We start from the raw sequence: 21,828 nt of genomic DNA on the forward strand, positions 1-21,828 counted from the left end.
AAATATAATAATTAATTTATTATAAAGTAGCTGATATCGTGACTGCACGTTATAGCAGATTTAAGAGATACATGTTATAAAGATGTGTATAAATTAGGTGGTACCGCGGAAAATAAATCCGTCCTATTAATTATAATAGGACGGATTTTTTATTTTGATAAAAAAATATTTAAGATAAATATATAGGAGGAAGAATATGAATATAATAGGTATAATAGGTGCAATGGATGAAGAGGTAGATATATTAGTAGACCTTATGGAAATAGAAAAGGTAGTTGAAAAAGCTAGCTTAAAATTCCACAAAGGAAAATTAGAAGGAAAAGATATAGTATTAGTTAAGTGCGGAATAGGTAAAGTAAATGCTGCTTTATGTACACAAATATTAATAAGTGAGTTTAATGTAGATGCAGTTGTAAACACTGGTGTTGCAGGAGCACTTCATAGTGAATTAGATGTTCAAGATATAGTAATATCAACAGATGCTATACAACATGATATGGATACAACTGCATTTGGAGATAAAAAAGGTGAAATACCAAGAATGGAAACTTCAACATTTATAGCAGATCAAAAGCTTATAGATGCAGCTTATAAATCATCAATAAAAGAATTAGAAGGAAATAAAGTTTTAAAAGGAAGAGTAGTATCTGGAGATATATTTGTAAGCTCTAAGGAATTAAAAGATAGCTTAGTACGTGAATTTGGAGCTTATTGTGCAGAAATGGAAGGTGCTGCAATAGCTCATGTTTGTACTTTGAATAAAATACCATTCGTAGTAATAAGATCAATGTCTGATAAGGCTGATGGAAGTGCAGATGTTACTTATGAGGAATTTGTAGTAAAAGCTGCTCATAAATCTAAAGATATAGTTTTAAATATGCTAAAAGCATTATAATTTAGGAGGGTGCAATGAGTGATAAGAAAGTAATTTTTAGTGGTGTTCAACCATCAGGAAAATTAACTCTAGGTAATTACTTAGGAGCTTTAAGAAACTTTGGAAAATTCCAAGATGAGTATGATTGTTATTATAGTATAGTTGACTTACATGCAATAACAGTACCTCAAGAGGCTAAAAATCTAAGAGCCAATACATTAGAAATATTAGCTCAATACTTAGCTTGTGGTCTTGATCCAGAGAAGAGTACTATATTTATACAATCACATGTAAGTGCACATACAGAACTTATGTGGATACTAAATACAATGACTTATATGGGTGAGTTAAGCAGAATGACTCAGTTTAAAGATAAGTCACAAAAAAGTGAAGCTAACTTAAATGCAGGATTATTCACATATCCAGTACTTATGGCAGCTGACATACTTTTATATCAAACAAACTTAGTTCCAGTTGGAGAAGATCAAAAGCAACATTTAGAATTAGCTCGTGATTTAGCCGCTAGGTTTAATAATAGATACTCACCAACTTTTGAAATACCAGAAGGATATATACCAAAAGAAGTTGGAAGAGTAATGAGCTTACAAGAACCTACTAAGAAAATGAGTAAATCAGATTCAAATGAAAATGCATTTATACTGTTAGCTGATGATCCAGATACAATAAGAAGAAAAATTAAAAGAAGTGTTACAGACTCAGAAGGTGTTGTAAGATATAGTGATGAGCAACCTGGGATAAAGAACTTAATAGATATATATACTCAATTAGCTAATAAGACTATTGAAGAAGTCGTTGCGATGTATGAAGGTAAAGGATATGGAGAATTTAAAGCAGATGTAGCTGAAGTTATAGTAGAAGCTTTAAGTCCTATAAGAGAAAAATATTTAGAACTTCTTAAAGATAAGGCATATTTAGAAAAAGTATATGCAATGGGTGCCGAAAAAGCTGAAAAACAAGCTAGAAAAACTTTAAGAAAAGTATACAAAAAAGTAGGATTAATAGAAAGAAAATTTTTATAATATAAATAAAAGTCACCATTTAGGTGGCTTTTTTATTTGGAAATTTATTCTGAACCTATTTATTTTATACCATTTAAAGAATAGTATTTTTATATGAAATTTATCACATACTAAATTAGAGTTATATGTTTCATAAAAGGATGTGAATGTATGAGGCATAAGAAAAAGGAAAATATTAATGATAAAAATCCAACTTACATAAGTATGAAAAATTTAGATGAGATAATTAATGAAATGTATATCTCAGATAATCCAAAAGAAGATTTAGGTTTAATTAAAAGATATTTAGAAAGACTTATGCTAATTATTGAAAGAAGTAGAATTAGAGAGTATATGATGCTCACAGATAGCAAAAGAAGGCTTTTTATTATAAACTTTGTTGCAGGATTAGGTAAAGGATTTGGGCAAGCTATAGGATTTACTGTTCTTGCAGCAGTAGTTTTTTATATACTTACAAGTTGGATAGATTTACCAATAATAGGCGCTTATATAGCTAAATTATTAGACGTGGTACAGAATTATAGAAATCAATAGAGGTGATAATATGAACGTAGATAAGTATAAGAAAGAATTATTAAAAGAAAAAGATAACTTAACTCATTTAATATCTAGTATGCAAGATAATACTTTATTTGGAAATACGAAAGATCATACTAGTGAAAGATATAGTTCTGGTGAATTATCAGCTTATGATAATCATCCAGGAGATTTTGCAACTGAAGAATATATGCAGGATATGCAAAATAGTTTAACAACTCATGAAAAAGGAAAATTATATCAAATTGATAAGGCCTTGGATAAAATAGAAAATGGAAGTTATGGAATTTGTGAGATTTGTAAAAAAGATATAGAATCAGATAGACTAGACTTATTGCCTGAAACAGATCTTTGTTCTAGTTGTGCTAAAGAGCATGATAATACTCCATCAGATACAGAGCATCTAGATTTAAATTTTATAAATCCAGGATGTGATTTTTATTCGGAGTATATAACAAATTTGACTGACTTAAATAAAAATGGATTATACGATGACAATGAATAATTAAAGTAAAAGAGAAGAGGTCTAAAATATGAAAAAAATAATACTTATTTTAGGAGTTTTGTTAATAGCAACAGTAGGATATTCTATAAATAATCAGACTTTAAAGGATAAAGAAATAGGTATTTTTAATTATTCAGGTAGCGATATAATGAGAGATTATGAAGATATAATAATAAAAAAAGGTAACAATGATCAAAAAGTAGTTGCTTTGACTTTTGATGATGGGCCTGATGAAGTTTATACTCCACAAATTTTAGATATACTAAAAAAATATGATGTGAAAGCTACATTTTTTTTAGTTGGTGAAAATATTGAGCGCAATTCGGATATAGTTGCAAGAGAAGTTGAGGAAGGTCATGAAATAGGTAATCATACTTACACCCATATAAATGTAGCTAAGAATGGATATAATGAAATATACAATGAAATAATAAAGACACAAGATATTATAAAAAAAATAACTGGAGAAGAACCAAAATTATTTAGGCCTCCATATAGAGCAATAAGTAAGAATATGTGTGATATTATAAAAAATAAAAATATGAATATTATACTGTGGTCTAATTTAGACCCGAGGGATTGGTCAAATCCAGGTGTTTATTATATTGTTAATACAATAGATACAAAGGTAGAAAATGGGAATATAATATTATTACACGATTACAACAAAGTAAGATGTGCAAAATCTCAAACAGTACAAGCTTTAGATAGTATCATACCAAAACTTAAAGAAAAAGGTTATAAATTCGTTACAGTATCACAACTAATAAATCATCTAGATAAAAAAGAACATGAAACTCAAAACTAGGCTTCCATTTAGGAAGCTTTTTTATGTATAATTATATTTATAACATTCTTAGGAGGAAGAGATATTGATTTATGAATTGATAATAGCGATATTGATAGGTTTAGACCAACTTTCTAAATATTGGGCATTGAATTATTTACAGGATATAGGAAGTATACCTGTTATACAAAATGTGTTTCATCTTACATATGTAGAAAATAGAGGAGCAGCTTTTGGGATGTTCCAAAACAATCAAATGATATTTGTAGTGGTTGCAATAGTAGCATCAATATTTGGATTATACTATTTACATACAAAAAAGGTGCATCCAATAGGTAAAGTTGGAATTATGCTTATAATTTCTGGAGCAATTGGAAATCTAATAGATAGAGTAAGATTAGGATTTGTAGTTGACTATTTTGATTTTAGAATAATATGGGAATATGTATTTAATGTAGCAGATGTATTTGTAGTAATTGGTACAGTAATGTTATGTATATATATATTATTTTTTGAAGGTAAAGAGCAGGTGAAGTAATGGACGAAATAAGAGAATTTTTAGTTGGAGAAGAAGAAGAAGGCGATAGATTAGATGTTTACTTATCAGAACAATTAGGTGACATGTCTAGAAGCTATATTCAAAAAATTATAAAAGATAAAAAGGTTGAAGTTAACAATAAGATAGAAAAAGCAAAGTATTTAGTAAAAGAAGAAGATAAAGTTAAGATAGAAATACCAGCACCAAAATTATTAGAGGTTGTAGCTCAAGATATTCCCATAGATATTGTATATGAAGATAATGACGTATTAATCGTAAATAAGCCTCAGGATATGGTTGTACATCCAGCACCTGGTAACTATGATAATACATTAGTAAATGCTATTTTATATCACTGTAAGGATAAGCTATCATCAATAAATGGAGTTATTAGACCTGGAATAGTTCATAGAATTGATAAGGATACCTCGGGGCTTTTAATGATTGCGAAAAATAACAATGCTCACAATAGCTTAGCAGAACAGTTAAAGGATCACTCTATAACTAGAGAATATGAATTTATATGTCACGGTGTAGTTAAAGATGATAAGATAACGGTTAATAAGCCTATAGGAAGAAATCCAAAGGATAGATTAAAAATGGCGGTCGTTAAAGATGGAAAGCATGCAGTAACTCATTTTGAAGTTGTAGAAAGGTTTGAAAATTTTACACATATGAGAGCTAGATTAGAGACTGGGAGAACTCACCAAATTAGAGTGCATGCACTTTCTATAAATCATCCACTTTTAGGGGATCCTATATATGGACCTAAAAATACTAAGTTTAAATTGAATGGACAAACTCTACATGCAAAGAAATTAGGTTTTATACATCCTACTACTAGTAAATATATAGAATTTGATTCAGAGCTTCCTGAGTACTTTAAAGAAATAATAAAAAAATTGAAATAGCTTTAATTAATGAGGATTAAAATGTAAATATAATTAAAATCTTGTAAAAATTAAAGATATCATATATAATGATAATAATAAGTTAATAATACTAAAATTAATACCTTTAATTGATACAGAGATATCATAAGGCAGTTTAAAAGCATGTATTACTTAGTTATTTTGTAATATACAGCTTCTTGTCTTATGATGAGAAGCTTTTTTATGTTTAGAGATTATTAAATACTAAGTAGTTAGCCTAGGAGGATAATGTATGAAAGAAAAAGCAACTTTAATGGATGACAAAGCCATAGTTAGAGCGATAACAAGAATAAGTCATGAAATAATAGAAAAAAACAAAGGTATAGAAGATGTAGTTTTAGTAGGTATAAAGACTAGAGGAGTACCTATAGCTAATAGAATATCTAAAAAGATAGAAATTATAGAAGGAAAGCCTGTGAACACTGGAGAAGTAGATATAACTTTATACAGGGATGATTTAAAAACTGTAGATGTTGATCCAGTAGTCAACGGTTCAAATATAGATTTTGACATAAATGATAAAATAGTTGTATTAGTAGATGATGTTTTATACACAGGAAGAACAGTAAGAGCAGCATTAGATGCAATTATGGATGTAGGAAGACCAAAATCAATACAACTTGCAGTATTAGTAGATAGAGGTCATAGAGAATTACCAGTAAGAGCAGATTATGTTGGAAAGAATGTACCAACATCTAAATCTGAGATTATATCAGTAAAATTAATGGAAACTGACGAAGAAGACTCAGTAACTATTAGAGAATAGAAGCATAAAAGTATATAGAAGGTTTAGATTACCTTTTAATTCAGTACAGAGATACTGAAAAAGGGAGAATATTTCTCCCTATCAAAATTCGGGAGGTTTTTTTATGAAAAAATTAATCATGTCATTTCAACACTTATTGGCAATGTTCGGGGCTACAGTTTTAGTTCCAATATTAACAGGGTTTGACCCAGCAGTAGCAATATTTTCTGCAGGTATAGGAACTTTAATATTCCACTTCTGCACAGAGGGTAAGGTACCGGTATTTTTAGGTTCAAGTTTTGCATTTATACCAGTAATAATAGCAGCTAAAGAAGCTCATGGAGGGGATTTAGCTTATGCACAAGGTGGTATAATGGTAGCTGGATTAGTATATGTAATAATGTCTTTATTAGTAAAAGTAGTTGGTGTAGAGAAGATTAAAAAATATTTCCCTGCACAAGTTACAGGAGCAATGATTGCAGTAATTGGGTTAAACTTAATACCAACAGCTTTTGATATGGCTTCAAATAATTTTATGATAGCCGCAATAACTTTAGGAATAGCTATAGCTATTAATTTATTTGGTAAGGGATTTATAAAACAAATAGGAATACTAATAGCTGTAGTTGTAGGATATATTATATGCAGATTCATGGGATTAGTTGATACATCAGCTATGGCAAGTGCAAGCTTATTTGCAGTGCCAAACTTTACATTACCTAAGTTTAGTTTAGAAGCAATAGTTATAATTGCACCAGTGGTTTTAGCAGTGTTTATGGAACATATAGGTGATATGACAACAAATGGAGCAGTTGTAGGAAAGAACTTTATTGAAAATCCAGGACTAAATAAAACTTTACTAGGTGATGGTCTAGCAACGATAGTAGCAGGATTCTTAGGTGGACCAGCAAATACAACTTACGGAGAAAATACGGCAGTACTAGCAATAACTAAAAATTATGATCCGGCTAACTTAAGACGTACAGCAGTACTTGCGATATTACTTGCTTGTGTAGGTAAATTTGGAGGATTCCTTCAAAGCATACCTCAAGCAGTTATGGGTGGTATAAGTTTAATGTTATTCTCAATGATAACTTTTGTAGGGCTAAAAACTATAAAAGATAGTTCTTGTGTAGAAAATAAAAATAACATTATAATAATTGTTACAATACTAGCAATAGGTCTTGGGACTACTTACTTAGAGAAGCAAGGAATATCAATAGGTATACCTGTGACAGAAAGTGTTAAAATAACAGGATTAAGTTTAGCAGCAATAATAGGAATAGTATTAAATAGATTATTAAATAATGATCAGTTTAAGAATGAAGAAAAAGAACCAGTTAAAATCGGAAAAACTGTTCACAATTAATAAAAAAATCACTGACTAGCAATTAATAAAATAATGCAAAGTCAGTGATTTTTTATATAGCTATAAATGAAGGTAAGTAATGTAAAACTAATAATTGTAAAATAATTATTACTGGAATTCCAATTGTGAACTTTGGATGTTTCGTTTTATGTCTAAATAAATTCATTCCTAATAAAGAGCCAATACTGCCTCCGATTAGAGATATAAATAGGAGTTTGGATTCACTTATTCGCCATTGCTTTTTTATAGCTTTTGATTTATCTATGTACATTAGACATAGACCTATAAAATTAATAAATAGAATATAATATAAAAACAAATTATTCATGTAAATTCTCCTTGAAATGTAAGCATAATTAAATTAATGTATTATGTAATTATCATATAGTATGATTATAATGTAAAGAAGCAAAGTTTAATACTAATAATTTCATTAAATGGACTTATATCCTAATTAAAAAGTAATGTATTGTGAAAATAAAAGAATGAATAAGATGACTAATTAGATATAAAAAGAAAATGGCTACTTTAAATTATTTAAAATAGCCATTTTCTTTTTATATCTATTTATCTATTATTATGTATTAATAATAAATAAGCGCTTCCTGCTAACATAGCATTATCCCCATCTATTCTTCCAACTAAAGAATTATCAGTAGGATGATTATGAATATATCCATCATTATCGACTCTACCAACAGGAGAATTTTCTGAATGATGACTATGTACTAATCCGTTATCATCAACTCTACCCACTGGAGAATTTTCTAAATGATGATTATGTATAATTTTATTATCATCAATTCTACCAATAGGACATTCATGATAAAGATGATTATGAATTACACCATTAGAATCTAATCTTGCTACTCCCATGTTATTATAAGGAAAATTTACTATAGTACTTGCCATAATATTTACACCAACCCTCTATATAATATAAATAAATCGAGAAAACGAATTCCTTAATATAATATATTAAATTAGATATTGAGATATGAACACCTTCATAGAGAATATAAGAATATTGAATACATCTAAATACAAAATACATAATTCAAATAACATATTTAAAAAGTGAAAAAGTATTGACAAGTTATGGATTACAAGTGTAAGATTTAAATAACTTACAAATGTAATCCAATGGAGGTGTTTTATTGTGAAAGATATACCACAGATATCAGAAAGTGAATTAGAAGTAATGAAAGTACTTTGGAATATAAAGAGGGGTACGAGTTCTCAAATAGTAAATATACTAAGTGAAAGTACTGACTGGAAACCTAAGACTATACAAACATTAATTACAAGGTTAGTGTCAAAAAAAGCAATAGAAGTAGATAAAAGCAACAAGAAATCTTATACATATTATCCAAAATTAAATGAAGATGAGTATAAAAATTCAGCGAGTACCTCATTTTTAGAGAAGTTATATAATGGATCTATTAATATGATGATAGCTAGCTTTATAAAGAATAAAAAAATGTCTAAGGATGATATTGAAGAACTTAAACATTTATTAGATGAATAAAAAATAGGAGGAGTATAGTGGAAAAATTATGGGATTTAGTTTTACAGGCGTCTATATATGGAAGTATAGTGGGAATTGTAATTCTTATAGTAAAGACTCTTCTAAAAGATAAAATAAGTGGAAAATGGACATATCTTTTATGGATGGTATTAATAATAAAACTGGTAATTCCATTTGGCCCGCAAAGTAGCATAAGTTTATTTAATAAGATTCCATCGAACATAGTTAATAATACAATAGTAGATAGCAGTGTGATTATTAATAGATCCTTAGAAAGTAAGCATAATGATAACTATGAAGAAAAAAATGAGTACATATCAAGCAATACGGGTGAAAAAGTAAATAAAGTTTTACCTATTAGTAATAATGGAAGTATAGATATAAATAAAAGTATAAATAATTTATATGGGTTTATGAATGTATTACCATTAGTATGGATGGCAGGTTTTATTACAACTTTATTTATATCAATTTTTATGTGTTTTACATTAAAAAAGCAAGTTAAGATAAATAAAAATATAGCAAATGAAAATATAAAATTTATTTTAAAAAAATGTAAAAATATAATGAATATAAAAGTCAATATTAATTTAGTTGTTAATGATGATATTAGAACACCTGCACTTTCTGGGATAATAAAACCTACAATATTATTTCCAAATGCAATGCTAGATTTAAAAGATGATGAAATTAAATATATATTATTACATGAACTTTCTCATTATAAAAGAAAAGATATTTTAGTTAATTATTTACTCGTATTACTCCAATGCATACACTGGTTCAATCCGTTTATATGGTTTTTCTTTAAAAAAATCAGAGAAGACATGGAACTGGCTACAGATGAAATGGTAGTTTCTAAGTTAAATGAAGATGAGTACAAAAATTATGCAAGGACTATTATAACAATCATTGAGAGAATAAGTATAGTACCTAAAAATATAGGAGTATTAGGTATGGCCGATGATAAAAAAATTATTAAGAAAAGAATAGAGATGATAAAAAACTCTAGCCTATTTAAAAATAAAAAGAAGTTAATAAGTATTATAGGAATTAGTTGTGTATTAATTTTGGGTAGTACTCTTTTGACAAGCCAGAATAGTTTTACAGATGATAGAGTAAAAGGTAATTTTGAAAATTTAATTCAATATAAAAACTCATATGTAGGAGATAACAGTAATACTAACAATCTTATACAAAGTTTAGGGTTTGGAAGTTTTAAAGAAAGAATAGAGTTATCAACTAGTGAAGAACTTTATGCTGTTAAAGTTTATTATAATTTAAATAACATAAATAAAAATAAGGATGATATTGAAAATGAACTATTTATAAATTCTGTTATTATATTTTCACTAATTGAAAATGTAGATAAGTTAGATTATTATATATTAGATAAACCTTACAGTGATAAGATAAAAGCAAAATATGAATTTACATTTACTAGAGATGATATAGAGAATATATTAGAATTAGATAATATAGGTTATTACAGTACAGATGAAGAAAAATTTAATGTACTATTACAAAAGATATCTAAATATAGAAAAATAAGTTCGAATTTAGATGAAGCAATATCAAGTGCTGTGAAAAATTCTATATATGAAGATTATTATATAGGAGAACTAGATTCAGAAGCTCATATGATTTTAGGAAAAAAAGGAATTGAAAATAGACTATACGTATATACAATAGTTAATTATGGAAGCTTTGAATTTGAAAATGATGTATTTACACTTGTAAGCGGAGCATGGGGTATTCCGATGATTCTTATATTTGAAAAAGATGAAAATAATAATTTCTATTTTATAGATTACAAAGAAGTTATGGATGGTGGAATGTATATAAATTCTATAAAAGAAATGTTTCCGATTTATTTAATTCCTAAGGTAATGAATAGTGATAAGTATGGAGAAAAACTAAGTGAAGAGCAAAAACTACAAGCAAAAAAATATTTAGATAGTATAAATAGAAATACAGATATAAATATAGATTATGATTTTAATTCAAAATATGAAAAAGAGTACTTGGATATGTATCTAAGTGTAGAGGTTCAAAATAAATTATTTTCAGTAGTAGAGTTATATGATTATCCAACTTGGTTAGGTACAAGCGAAAAGGTTATAGATGGTATAAGATATGTGTATGAGACTAGCATGAAAACCGATAGTGATGAATACGAAGTTGTTGTATATAGGAAAATTGATGAAAGTAAAACTGTAGTTGAAGAGCATCAATATAAGATTTATGATAATGATATAAAAGAAATTAAACATGATGTGAAATAATTTAGAAATAAAAATGGTAAACAATTATTAGTTAAATGATTGTTTACCATTTTGCATTAATTATTTTTATTTTTTAATGATGCAACCATCTCTTCTGTAGGAGTTACATACATAGTACTGTTAGTTTCATAAATAACCATACCTGGTTTAGAACCACTAGGTTTCTTAACATGTTTTTTCTTAGTATAATCTACAGGGACTTGTGAAGACATCTTAGATTTACTAAAGTAAGCTGCTAACATTGCACCTTCATAAATAGTTTGCTCTGAGACTTCTTTACCTGCACACTTAATTATAACATGAGAACCTGGAATATTTTTAGTATGCATCCAAATATCATCGGGATCTGCAATTCTAAGTGTAAGGTGATCATTTTGCTTATTATTTTTTCCAACAAGTATCTTTACCCCATCAGAAGATATAAACTCATGTGGTGAAGTTGTAAGTTTAGCAATTTCTTTTTTTGATTTAAGTTTACCTGAAGCCTTTGAATATCCAAGAGATATAAGTTCATCTTTTATATCTTGTAGCTCATCTAAATTTTCACAGTTTTCGATGTTTAAAAGTATATTCTCTAAATAATCTATTTCTTCTTTATTAATAGACATTTGAGATGTTATTTCTTTCTTAGCTGTTTTTAACTTGTTGTACTTTTTAAAATACCTTTGAGAATTTTCAGAAGGTGTTAAATTCTTCTTAAGAGAAATATTAATGTTTTCATATTTAGGATCATAGAAGTTTTGAACCTCTATACTTTCCATTCCCTTTTGAATCATATAAATATAAGCTGTAAGAAGCTCACCTTTTATTTTATATATTTCTGCATTTTCAGCCTCTTTTAATTCTTCTTCTTGCTTTTCTTGTTTATGATAAAGTCGTTCAAGTTTTATTGAAATACTTTTCTTTAAACCAGAAGCACGCTGGTGAATTCTATCTTTTATATCCTTAGTTTTATAGTAATCTTCTAATATGGTAGACATACTATCTTTAATTATGAATTTAAATTCATTGTAAAGGTTTAAATTTATACAACTAAAGTCGACAACTCTATCTATCTTTTCATTAACAACTATACATGGAGAATAATTATTATTTCTTACATCTTTAAATAAATTATTGAATTCATTGTATAAAGTGTTTAATTCTAAACTTGATAAATTATATATATTAGCTTTTTCATTCACATTAGCTCTATAGCATATTTCTTTAGAAATAATAGGACTTATACCTAAAAACTTAGAATAAATTCCTTTGAAAATAGGACCTTCATACGAGTTTAAAGCATTTATAAAATCATTATTAGAGATATTATTAAGAGGGTTTAACTTACTTTGTGTTGGTGGAAATTCATAAGTAAGACCTGGTAGTATTTGGCGAACTCTACTTATACTTGTAGGTATTCTTTTAGCAGAGTCTATAATTTTATTATCTAAGTTATGGGTAAGAATTATATTACTATGTCTACCCATTATTTCTATGTAGATATCTTTGGTGCTTTTTTCCTTTAACTCATCTAATGAATCAACACTAATTTTTATTATTCTTTCAAATCCAACTTGAGATATACCAACTATATTTCCACTTTGTATGTACTTTCTAAAAAGCATACAAAGCATAGGTGCTTTTTTAGGATTTTCTTTCTTATAATCGTTAGCAATATAAACTCTAGGATTAGAAGAGCTACAACTTAAAACTAATTTATAATTTTCTTTGTTATTTCTTATATGTAAAACAATCTCATCATCCTCAGGCTGATGAACTTTATCAACCTTACCGCCAACAAGTTTAGTAGAAAGCTCGTCAACTAATGAATGGATAACTAAACCATCTAAAGCCATAAAAACACTCCTTTCATATAAATATTAGTAAATTAATTATTACACATAATAATCATAATGTGAATAGTAAGCATACACAATCAATATGAAACATACTTAATATCTTTTATATTTACAATCATTTAGCTATTTTATTCTTATGTTTTTTTCAATAATAATATTATATTGTAAAAATTAATCTACTTATTTATTTTAATATAGTAATGTTGTATAATATTTAGTTAGTAACTTATATAAAAGGGGCGATTAGATGAAGTTTTGGAAGTTACATGGAATAGGGAATGATTTTATAGCAATAGATGGTAGAGAAGATAATATAGATGCGAATAATTACAGTGAATTTGCAAAAGTAGTGTGCCATAGAAGATTTTCAGTAGGTGCAGATGGTATATTAGTGGTTAAAAATGCTGATAATGCGGATGTGGAAATGGTTTATTATAATTCAGATGGTTCTAGAGCTGCAATGTGTGGAAATGGACTAAGATGTTTTGTAAAATTTGTTTATGACAATAATATAGTTAGAAAAGAAGAATTTGATGTATATACAATAGATGGAATAAAAAAAATAAAAATAAATTTAAAAGATAATAAGATAGACTCTATAAAGGTAAACATGGGAAAAGGTAGTTTTTTTCCAAATGATATACCTGTAGTTACTAATAAAGATATATTCATTAATGAAAGAGTAGAAATATTAGATAAAGAATTTTATTTAAACTCAATGAATATGGGTGTTCCTCATACTGTTATTTTAGTAGATGAGCTTAATCTAGAGGAAGTAGAAAGATATGGTAAGGAAATTGAAAAATACGAAATATTCCCAGAAGGTACAAATGTAAACTTTGTAAAAGTGGTAGATAAAAATAATATTACTGTGAATACTTGGGAGAGAGGCTGCGGATATACTTTAGGATGTGGAACAGGTATGACTGCATCAGCAGTTATTTGTAACTATCTAGATAAGGTAGATAAAAGTGTAAATGTTTCCTCGCAAGGTGGAGCGGTGAAAATAGATATAGAAGATTTTGTTTATATGACAGGACCTTCAGTAAAAATATGTGAAGGAAATTTGGAGGTATGATATGGCTATTAGTATGACTGGCTTTGGAAGAGGAGAATATAAAGATGATAACTACTACTTTTTAGTAGAGTGCAAGACAATCAATCATAAATATTGTGATATAAACATACGTCTTCCTAGAAAGATATCTTTTTTAGAAGATAAGGCTAGAAACTTTGTTAAAAATTATATAAAAAGAGGTAGAGTTGATATATACATAAAGCTTGACTTGTTAGGTAGTGAAGATGTAAACTTAAAGTTCGATGAAACATTAGCAAATCAATATGTAAATATACTAAGAGAAATAAGAGATAAATTTGACCTAGCTGATGATATTAGTGTTATGAATGTTGCTAAATTCCCAGATATAATAAAAACAGAGGAAAAAGAAGAAGATGAAGACTTACTATGGTCAATGTTAAGTAAAGCCTTAGAGGAAACATTGACTAAGTTAAAAGAAATGAGAAGTGAAGAAGGACAAAAACTAGCTCAAGATGTATTAGAAAGATGCGATATTCTTCAAAATACAATTGAAGAGATTGAAAATAATTCTTATAATGTTGTTATTGATTATAAAGAAAAGCTAAATAATAGAATAAATGAAATATTAGATAATCCAAGTTTAATAGATGAAAATAGATTAGCTCAAGAAGTTGCTATATATGCAGATAAAAGTAGTATAACAGAAGAAATAGTAAGGTTTAAAAGTCATATAGGACAATTAAGAAATACTATAGTTAAAGATGAGTCTATAGGAAGAAAGATAGACTTTTTAATTCAAGAAATGAATAGAGAAACAAATACTATAGGTTCTAAGTCATCTGATTTAAATATAACAAATTTAGTTGTTGAAATAAAAAGCGAATTAGAAAAGATAAGAGAGCAAATACAAAATATAGAATAGTATAAATAGACAATAGAAAGGAAGAAATGTAATGGTTAAAAGAAAAGGCCTATTACTTGTTGTATCCGGACCATCTGGTGCAGGAAAAGGTACAATATGTAAAGCAATATTAGACCAAAATGACCAAATAAAGCTTTCAGTATCTGCTACTACAAGAAAGCCTAGAAATGGAGAAGTTCATGGAGTAAATTACTTTTTCTTAGAAAAGGAAGAGTTTACTAGTATGATAGCAAAAGGTGAATTTTTAGAGTATGCTCAAATTTATGATAATTTCTATGGAACACCTAAGTCTGCGATAATGGAAACATTAGATAAAGGTCAAGATGTTATATTAGAAATAGAAATGCAAGGAGCTAGACAAGTAAAAGAAGTTTATCCAGAAGGGATTTTTGTGTTTGTACTTCCACCATCTTTACAAGAATTAAAGAATAGAATAGTTGGAAGAGGGACTGAAACAGCAGAAGAAATTGAAAAAAGATTTAGCTGTGCATTTAAAGAAATAAATCAAATAGATGACTATGATTACTTTATAGTTAATAAAGATGTTGAAAAATCAGTTAAAGAGCTAGAAGCTATAATATCTTCAGAAAAGAATAAAGTTACTAGATATAAGAATAATATAATAGAGAAGTTTAAGGAGGAGTTATAAAATGATAAAACCATCAATCAATGAAGTATTAAACAAAATAGATAACAGATATTACTTAGTAGGGACTGTTGCAAAAAGAGCGAGAGAAATAATAGATGGATCTACTCCATATGTAGAAAATAAGCAAAAAGAAAATAAGCCAGTATGTATAGCAACTCAAGAAGTTGCAGAAGGTGAAATAACATATAGATTATTAACTCAAGAAGAAATAGATCTAGCAGAGTTAGAAGAAAAGCAAGAACAAGAAGCTATAAATAAAGAAGAGGAATAAGATATGCTAAAGGATAAAACTGTTGTAATTGGCGTAAGTGGTGGAATTGCCGTATACAAAGTTTGTGATGTAGTAAGTAGATTAAAAAAAATTGGTGTAAATGTTCATGTAATAATGACAAAGTCTGCTACAGAATTTGTGGCACCTCTAACTTTTCAGTCTTTAAGTCAAAATTATGTAGTTAGTGATATGTTTGAAGAACCTAAAACGTGGGATGTAGAACATATATCTTTAGCAAAAAAAGCAGATGTATTCTTAATAGCACCAGCAACTGCTAATGTTATTGGAAAAATAGCTTGCGGTATAAGCGATGATATGCTTTCTACTACAGTTATGGCTACAAAAGGAAAAGTTTTAATAGCTCCGGCAATGAATACAAACATGTATGAAAATCCTATTGTACAAAGAAATATAGATACATTAAAAGCATTAAATTATGATTTTATAGAGCCTGAAAGTGGAAGACTAGCATGTGGAGATATGGGTAAAGGAAAACTTGCATCTCCAGAAAATATAGTTGAAGCTGTTGTTAATGCTCTTACAAAAAAACAAGACTTAAAAGGCAAAAGAATAATGATTACAGCAGGACCAACTGTAGAGTCTATAGACCCAGTAAGATACTTAACTAACCGTTCTACTGGAAAAATGGGATATGCAATAGCAAAAGAAGCTATAGAAAGAGGTGCTGAGGTAACATTAGTTTCTGGACCTACAAAATTAGATCCACCAAAAAATCTAAGAAAGTTTATAAAGATAGAGTCTGCACAAGAAATGTATGAAGCGGTATTAGATAATTTAGAAGAAAATCAAGTTATTATAAAAAGTGCTGCAGTTGCAGACTACAAACCTAAGAGTTATTGTGATAAAAAAATAAAGAAAAATGATGGCGACTTAGTTATAGATTTAGATAGAAATAAAGATATTGCTTATGAAATTGGAAAAATAAAAAATGATAAGATATTAGTAGGATTTGCAGCTGAAACTAATGATCTTATTGAAAATGCTAAAAATAAAGTTAAAAAGAAAAATTTAGACTTTATAGTAGCAAATGATTTAACTAAAGAAGGTGCTGGCTTTGGTGTTGACACTAATATAGTTAAAATTATAGATAAAGACGGAATTATTTCAGAATATCCTATTATGAAAAAAGAAGAAGTAGCTAATGTTATTTTAGATAAAGTTAAATCGTTATTATAAAAATAAGGGGCTGTCTCATAGAAAAGAATTTATATTAATTCTTTATTATGAGACACGCCCTTAAATTTTAGATAAGAATGGTGAAAGTAAAAGGTATTTTAATTATAGAAAATAGAGGTTAATATATGAGAACATATGCAAAAGTTATAGTTAGAAACAATAGCATGTATACGGACAACTTATTTACATATGAAGTACCAGACTTTCTAGAAAATGAATTAGAAGTTGGTCACAGGGTTCTAGTTCCTTTTGGAAGAGGGAACAAGCCTACAGAGGCCTTTGTTTTTGAAATTACAGCTACAATAGAAGAAGGTATAAAAACAAAAGATGTAATTGACTTATTAGATGAAAAACCTATATTTAAACTAGAAGATTTAGAACTAGTTCGTTGGATGAAAAATAGGTACTTATGTACTTATATAGATTGTATAAATTTAATTTATCCTAAGGGATATAAGTTGAACAATTATAAGGTTGCTATACTAACTTTAGATATAGATAAGTTACAGAGCAGAGATTTATATGAGAAAAATTTAGACTTAAATGAAAATGAAAAGTTTATATTAGATGAACTTATAAATAACAAAGGTAAGATAAAAATAGACAAGTTTAAAAAAATTAAAAATATCAATAATATATTAGATAAAATGAAAAGAAAAAATATAATTGATATAAAGTGGGAATATAAAGACCATAAAAATGAAAAGAAAATATGCTATGTATCTTTAGGAATAGACAAAGATTATGTAGATGATTATATACATGGAAACAAAATAAATCTGGGCAATAAGCAAAAAGAAATAGTGAAGTTTTTGAAACATAATAGTAGTGTAGAAATTAATGATCTATTAGAAATTCTTAATGCTTCAAAGCAAAGTGTAACCTCACTTATAGGTAAAAATTTAATTACCTTGGAAATAAAAGATTATTACAGAAGTCCAGAAGATATTTATATGTCAGATAATAAAAAAGTTGTCTTAAATGAAGAACAGGAGTATGCTGTTAATAAAATAACTTCAGAAATGTTTAATGAGAATAAAAATCCTTATATGATTCATGGTGTAACTGGTAGTGGTAAAACAGAAGTATATATGGAAATTATAGATTATGCTTTAAATCAAGGCTTAGATAGTATCGTTTTAGTTCCAGAGATAGCTTTAACTCCTCAAACAATATCTAGATTTAAAAATAGATTTGGAGATGTGGTAGGAGTTTTCCATAGTAAACTCTCTGAAGGGGAAAAACATGATGTTTATAAGGCTATAAAATTAGGTAAAATAAGAATATTAATAGGAGCAAGATCAGCTTTATTTGCACCTTTTAATAGTCTAGGAGTAGTCATTATTGATGAATTTCATGAAGGAGCATATAAATCAGAAAAAAATCCTAAATTCAGTGCTATAGAGGTTTCGAGGTACTTAGTTATGAAGAAAAATATATCTTTAGTACTAGGATCAGCAACACCGTCTATAGAAGAGTACTATAAAGCTGTAAATGGTGACTATGATTTAATAACTATAAAGAATAGAGCAAACAAAAATCCATTACCAAAAATAGAAGTAATAGATATGAAAAATGAATTATCTAATGGAAATAAAAGTATTATTAGTCATAAGTTACATTGTGAAATAGAAAATGCTATTAGAAATAATAATCAAGTAATTTTATTTCTAAATAGAAGAGGATATGCAAATTTTGTATCTTGTAGAAATTGTGGATATGTGTTTCAATGTGAAAACTGTGATATATCATTAACATATCATAAAGGTAAAAATGTAGGGCGTTGTCATTATTGTGGATATGAAAAAGAAATACCTAAGGAATGTCCTGATTGTGGTAGTCATTATGTTAAGCCTTTTGGAACTGGAACTCAGAAAATAGAAGAAGAAATCAAAAGTCTATTTGAAAACGTAAAAGTTTTAAGGATGGATAAAGATACTACATCTAAAAAAGGTTCAATAGAAGAAATATTAAACAAATTTAGAAACAAAGAAGCAGATATATTAATTGGAACTCAAATGTTATCAAAAGGATTGGACTTTGAGAATGTAACTTTAGTTGGAATATTATCTGCAGATATGATATTAAACTTTCCAGACTTTAAAAGTGCAGAAACCACTTTCCAACTAGTCACACAGGTTGCAGGAAGAGCAGGAAGAGCAGAAAAGGAAGGTAAAGTAATACTTCAAACTTATGATACAGATCACTATGCAATTAGAAGAGCTATAAATTATGATTTTGAAGGATTTTATGAAGATGAAATAAAAATAAGAAAAGCATTTGGATATGCACCTTTTAATAATATGTTAAGTGTTGTAATTAGTGGATCAAATGAAAAAATAGTAGAACAAAATGCTAGGAGTATGTATAGTTCTATAATTTATCTGTTAGAAAATAGAGGGATAAAAGATTTTGATTTTATATTAGGTCCAAATCCTTGTTCTATTTCGAAAATAAATCACAATTATAGATGGCAAATATTATTTAAAGATGATAATATTGAAATTAATTTATTAAAGGGTATAATAAAATATATATGTATAACTAAAAGAGAAGTTGTATTTAATAAGGATGTTAATATATCCATAGATATTAATCCAAATAGCGTATTATAATTTTTAGGAGGAATATAAAAATGGCATTAAGACAAATAGTTCAAATAGGAGAGCCAGTACTTAGAAAGATATCAAAAAGGGTAGAAAAAATTGATGATAAAATAATCCAATTATTAGACGATATGGCTGATACTATGTATGAAGCAGATGGTGTAGGACTTGCAGCACCTCAAGTTGGAATATTAAAAAGAGTAGTAGTTATAGATATCGGAGATGGATTATTAGAACTTATAAATCCAGAGATAATAGAAACATCAGGAGAACAAATAGACGATGAAGGATGTTTAAGTGTAGCTGGAGAAGCTGGAGCAGTAAGAAGACCATATACAGTTAAGGTAAGAGCATACAATAGAGAAGGTCAATTATTTGAAATAGTAGGAGAAGAACTTTTAGCAAGAGCATTCTGTCATGAAATAGACCATTTAGATGGTATACTATTTGTTGATAAAATAGAAAAGTAAGTAGGAGCTGATTAAATGAAAATAGTTTTTATGGGAACACCAGATATAGCTGTTGGGTGTTTACAAAAAATAATAGATGAAAAACATGAAATACTAGGCGTTGTAACTCAACCTGATAAACCTGTAGGCAGAGGTAAAAAAATGGGTACGCCACCAGTTAAGGAACTTGCATTAAAATATGATATACCAGTATATCAGCCTATAAAAGCAAGGGATGAAGAGTTTGTAAAAGTGCTAAGAGAGTTAAATCCAGATTTAATAGTTGTTGTTGCTTTTGGTCAAATACTTCCAAAGTCAATATTAGATATACCTAAGTTAGGATGTGTAAATGTGCATGTTTCTTTACTTCCAAAATATAGAGGTGCAGCTCCTATAAACTGGGTAATAATAAATGGAGAAGAAAAAACAGGTGTAACAACAATGTACATGGACGAAGGTTTAGACACTGGAGATATGATACTTACTTCTGAATTCGCACTTAATAATGAAATAACAGCAGGAGAGCTTCATGACATAATGAAGGAAGAAGGAGCGTTATTATTAAAAGAAACTATTGAATTAATAGATAAAGGTGAGGCACCAAGAATACCTCAAAATCACGAAGAATTCACATATGCACCTATGATGAATAAAACATTAGGGCAAATAGATTTTTCTAAATCTGCGAGAGAAATACACAATTTAGTAAGAGGTGTAAACCCATGGCCAAGTGCTTATACAACTTATAAAGGTCAAACTATGAAAGTATGGAAGACTAAGGTATTAAATGAAACTAGTGATAAACATCCTGGAACTATACTTAAGGTTGACAAAGAAGGTATAAGAGTAAGTACTAAGAATAATGTACTTTTAATAAAAGAAATCCAAATGCCAGGAAAGAAAAGAGTTTTAGTTGAAGAATATATAAAGGGAAACAATATAGAAAGTAATGAAATTTTAGGTTAGGTGTCAAAATGATCGATGCAAAAAAATATATTACTACTATAATTATTTTGTTGGGAATTATTATGGTAGGTGTATCTATTATTAATGTTTTTTTATTAAACTTGACTCATTTATTTGAAGTATCGGTAAATATTATAGTGGTGTTAATAGTAACTGCTATAATATTTTCAACTATAATAACTTATAAAGTAATTATAGGTACGGATATAAATTCGAAAATTATGAATATTAACTTTAAAATAGTAAATTTTATTTTTCCGATGATGATAAAAATTGCATCTCTTGTAGGTATTTCAAAAGATGAAATAAGAAAAGTATATGTAAAACTTAATAATAAATATATACATAGTCAGAAGTATAATTTAAAAAATGAGGATATACTAATTCTTATACCTCATTGTGTACAAAAAAGTAGCTGCAAGTTAAAGGTTACTACAGATATAAAAAACTGTAAACAATGTGGACTATGTAATATAGGAGACTTAGTTAGGTTAAAGGAAAATAAAAATGTGAATATATTTGTAGCTACAGGAGGAACTTTAGCTAGAAAAATGATCTTAGAAAATAAACCTAAGGCTGTTATAGCAGTTGCATGTGAAAGAGATTTAACTACTGGAGTTCAAGATGTAAGTAAAATACCAGTTTTAGGTGTATTTAATAAAAGACCAAATGGTCCTTGCGTAGATACATGTATAGATGTAGAAGAAGTTGAAAATGCTATAAGCTTCTTCACAGTATAGTTAAAATA

General features: G+C 27.8%; 23 protein-coding genes and 1 other annotated feature (1 of these 24 running past the window's edge). Of the genes, 20 read left to right on the plus strand and 3 right to left on the minus strand.

The window, feature by feature from the left end; all coding sequences use genetic code 11:
• Window positions 1–129 (plus strand) — a binding site (T-box leader) (it extends 112 nt beyond the left edge of the window).
• A 67-nt stretch (window positions 130–196) separates the two neighbouring features.
• From H8923_RS04395 to H8923_RS04435, 9 genes are all read left to right on the plus strand, one after another.
• Window positions 197–895 carry a 5'-methylthioadenosine/adenosylhomocysteine nucleosidase gene (locus H8923_RS04395; protein ID WP_153924007.1) on the plus strand — a complete coding sequence of 233 codons (699 nt, stop codon included), beginning with the start codon at window positions 197–199 and terminating at the stop codon, window positions 893–895.
• A 14-nt stretch (window positions 896–909) separates the two neighbouring features.
• Window positions 910–1,914, plus strand: coding sequence for a tryptophan--tRNA ligase (trpS, locus tag H8923_RS04400; RefSeq protein ID WP_153924009.1), 1,005 nt, complete (start codon window positions 910–912; stop codon window positions 1,912–1,914).
• A 150-nt stretch (window positions 1,915–2,064) separates the two neighbouring features.
• Window positions 2,065–2,448, plus strand: a complete 384-nt coding sequence (locus tag H8923_RS04405; protein ID WP_153924010.1) for a DUF5665 domain-containing protein — start codon at window positions 2,065–2,067, stop codon at window positions 2,446–2,448.
• A gap of 10 nt (window positions 2,449–2,458) precedes the next feature.
• The gene (locus H8923_RS04410) at window positions 2,459–2,956 is read left to right on the plus strand and encodes a TraR/DksA family transcriptional regulator (RefSeq protein ID WP_153924012.1); all 498 of its coding nucleotides are present in this window, start codon (window positions 2,459–2,461) and stop codon (window positions 2,954–2,956) included.
• Between the two features lie 28 nt (window positions 2,957–2,984).
• The gene (locus H8923_RS04415; RefSeq protein WP_153924014.1) at window positions 2,985–3,764 is read left to right on the plus strand and encodes a polysaccharide deacetylase family protein; all 780 of its coding nucleotides are present in this window, start codon (window positions 2,985–2,987) and stop codon (window positions 3,762–3,764) included.
• Window positions 3,765–3,828: 64 nt separating this feature from the next.
• Window positions 3,829–4,281 carry a signal peptidase II gene (gene lspA, locus H8923_RS04420; RefSeq protein WP_153924016.1) on the plus strand — a complete coding sequence of 151 codons (453 nt, stop codon included), beginning with the start codon at window positions 3,829–3,831 and terminating at the stop codon, window positions 4,279–4,281.
• The gene (locus H8923_RS04425) at window positions 4,281–5,192 is read left to right on the plus strand and encodes an RluA family pseudouridine synthase (RefSeq protein WP_153924018.1); all 912 of its coding nucleotides are present in this window, start codon (window positions 4,281–4,283) and stop codon (window positions 5,190–5,192) included. The genes lspA and H8923_RS04425 overlap by 1 nt, the downstream gene beginning before the upstream one ends.
• 253 nt (window positions 5,193–5,445) lie before the next feature.
• Complete coding sequence (pyrR, locus tag H8923_RS04430) at window positions 5,446–5,979, plus strand: bifunctional pyr operon transcriptional regulator/uracil phosphoribosyltransferase PyrR (RefSeq protein WP_147541488.1); 534 nt, start codon at window positions 5,446–5,448, stop codon at window positions 5,977–5,979.
• A 103-nt stretch (window positions 5,980–6,082) separates the two neighbouring features.
• Window positions 6,083–7,327, plus strand: a complete 1,245-nt coding sequence (locus H8923_RS04435; RefSeq protein WP_153924020.1) for a uracil-xanthine permease family protein — start codon at window positions 6,083–6,085, stop codon at window positions 7,325–7,327.
• A gap of 52 nt (window positions 7,328–7,379) precedes the next feature.
• Here H8923_RS04435 and H8923_RS04440 read toward each other — a convergent pair whose 3' ends face one another.
• Together H8923_RS04440 and H8923_RS04445 are read right to left on the minus strand one after the other, a co-directional pair.
• Entirely contained in the window at window positions 7,380–7,655 is a 276-nt protein-coding gene (locus tag H8923_RS04440; RefSeq protein WP_153924022.1) for a DUF1294 domain-containing protein, read from the minus strand.
• Between the two features lie 239 nt (window positions 7,656–7,894).
• Window positions 7,895–8,239 carry a hypothetical protein gene (locus H8923_RS04445; protein ID WP_153924024.1) on the minus strand — a complete coding sequence of 115 codons (345 nt, stop codon included), beginning with the start codon at window positions 8,237–8,239 and terminating at the stop codon, window positions 7,895–7,897.
• A 247-nt stretch (window positions 8,240–8,486) separates the two neighbouring features.
• On the opposite strand from H8923_RS04445, the gene H8923_RS04450 reads away from it, so the two are divergent.
• The gene (locus H8923_RS04450; RefSeq protein WP_187127844.1) at window positions 8,487–8,855 is read left to right on the plus strand and encodes a BlaI/MecI/CopY family transcriptional regulator; all 369 of its coding nucleotides are present in this window, start codon (window positions 8,487–8,489) and stop codon (window positions 8,853–8,855) included.
• A gap of 17 nt (window positions 8,856–8,872) precedes the next feature.
• On the plus strand, window positions 8,873–11,140 hold the full coding sequence (locus H8923_RS17605) for a M56 family metallopeptidase (RefSeq protein ID WP_153924025.1): 2,268 nt from the start codon (window positions 8,873–8,875) through the stop codon (window positions 11,138–11,140).
• Between the two features lie 56 nt (window positions 11,141–11,196).
• Here H8923_RS17605 and H8923_RS04460 read toward each other — a convergent pair whose 3' ends face one another.
• The gene (locus tag H8923_RS04460) at window positions 11,197–12,978 is read right to left on the minus strand and encodes an Rqc2 family fibronectin-binding protein (RefSeq protein ID WP_153924026.1); all 1,782 of its coding nucleotides are present in this window, start codon (window positions 12,976–12,978) and stop codon (window positions 11,197–11,199) included.
• Between the two features lie 250 nt (window positions 12,979–13,228).
• Here H8923_RS04460 and dapF point away from each other — a divergent pair, with 250 nt between their 5' ends.
• From dapF to H8923_RS04505, 9 genes are all read left to right on the plus strand, one after another.
• A complete protein-coding gene (dapF, locus tag H8923_RS04465) occupies window positions 13,229–14,059 on the plus strand; it encodes a diaminopimelate epimerase (RefSeq protein WP_153924027.1) in 831 nt (276 codons plus the stop codon).
• 1 nt (window position 14,060) lies between these two features.
• On the plus strand, window positions 14,061–14,942 hold the full coding sequence (locus H8923_RS04470; protein ID WP_153924028.1) for a YicC/YloC family endoribonuclease: 882 nt from the start codon (window positions 14,061–14,063) through the stop codon (window positions 14,940–14,942).
• Window positions 14,943–14,973: 31 nt separating this feature from the next.
• A complete protein-coding gene (gene gmk, locus H8923_RS04475; RefSeq protein WP_153924029.1) occupies window positions 14,974–15,591 on the plus strand; it encodes a guanylate kinase in 618 nt (205 codons plus the stop codon).
• A gap of 1 nt (window position 15,592) precedes the next feature.
• The gene (gene rpoZ, locus H8923_RS04480; RefSeq protein WP_153924030.1) at window positions 15,593–15,862 is read left to right on the plus strand and encodes a DNA-directed RNA polymerase subunit omega; all 270 of its coding nucleotides are present in this window, start codon (window positions 15,593–15,595) and stop codon (window positions 15,860–15,862) included.
• Between the two features lie 3 nt (window positions 15,863–15,865).
• Complete coding sequence (coaBC, locus tag H8923_RS04485; protein ID WP_153924032.1) at window positions 15,866–17,059, plus strand: bifunctional phosphopantothenoylcysteine decarboxylase/phosphopantothenate--cysteine ligase CoaBC; 1,194 nt, start codon at window positions 15,866–15,868, stop codon at window positions 17,057–17,059.
• Window positions 17,060–17,184: 125 nt separating this feature from the next.
• Entirely contained in the window at window positions 17,185–19,674 is a 2,490-nt protein-coding gene (priA, locus tag H8923_RS04490) for a primosomal protein N' (protein WP_153924034.1), read from the plus strand.
• A 20-nt stretch (window positions 19,675–19,694) separates the two neighbouring features.
• Complete coding sequence (def, locus tag H8923_RS04495; protein ID WP_153924036.1) at window positions 19,695–20,135, plus strand: peptide deformylase; 441 nt, start codon at window positions 19,695–19,697, stop codon at window positions 20,133–20,135.
• A gap of 15 nt (window positions 20,136–20,150) precedes the next feature.
• A complete protein-coding gene (fmt, locus tag H8923_RS04500; RefSeq protein ID WP_153924039.1) occupies window positions 20,151–21,080 on the plus strand; it encodes a methionyl-tRNA formyltransferase in 930 nt (309 codons plus the stop codon).
• 8 nt (window positions 21,081–21,088) lie between these two features.
• Complete coding sequence (locus H8923_RS04505) at window positions 21,089–21,820, plus strand: DUF116 domain-containing protein (RefSeq protein WP_153924040.1); 732 nt, start codon at window positions 21,089–21,091, stop codon at window positions 21,818–21,820.
• Window positions 21,821–21,828: the final 8 nt, after the last annotated feature.

It is taken from the genome of Romboutsia faecis (assembly GCF_014323405.1).
Lineage (GTDB): Bacteria > Bacillota > Clostridia > Peptostreptococcales > Peptostreptococcaceae > Romboutsia_E > Romboutsia_E faecis.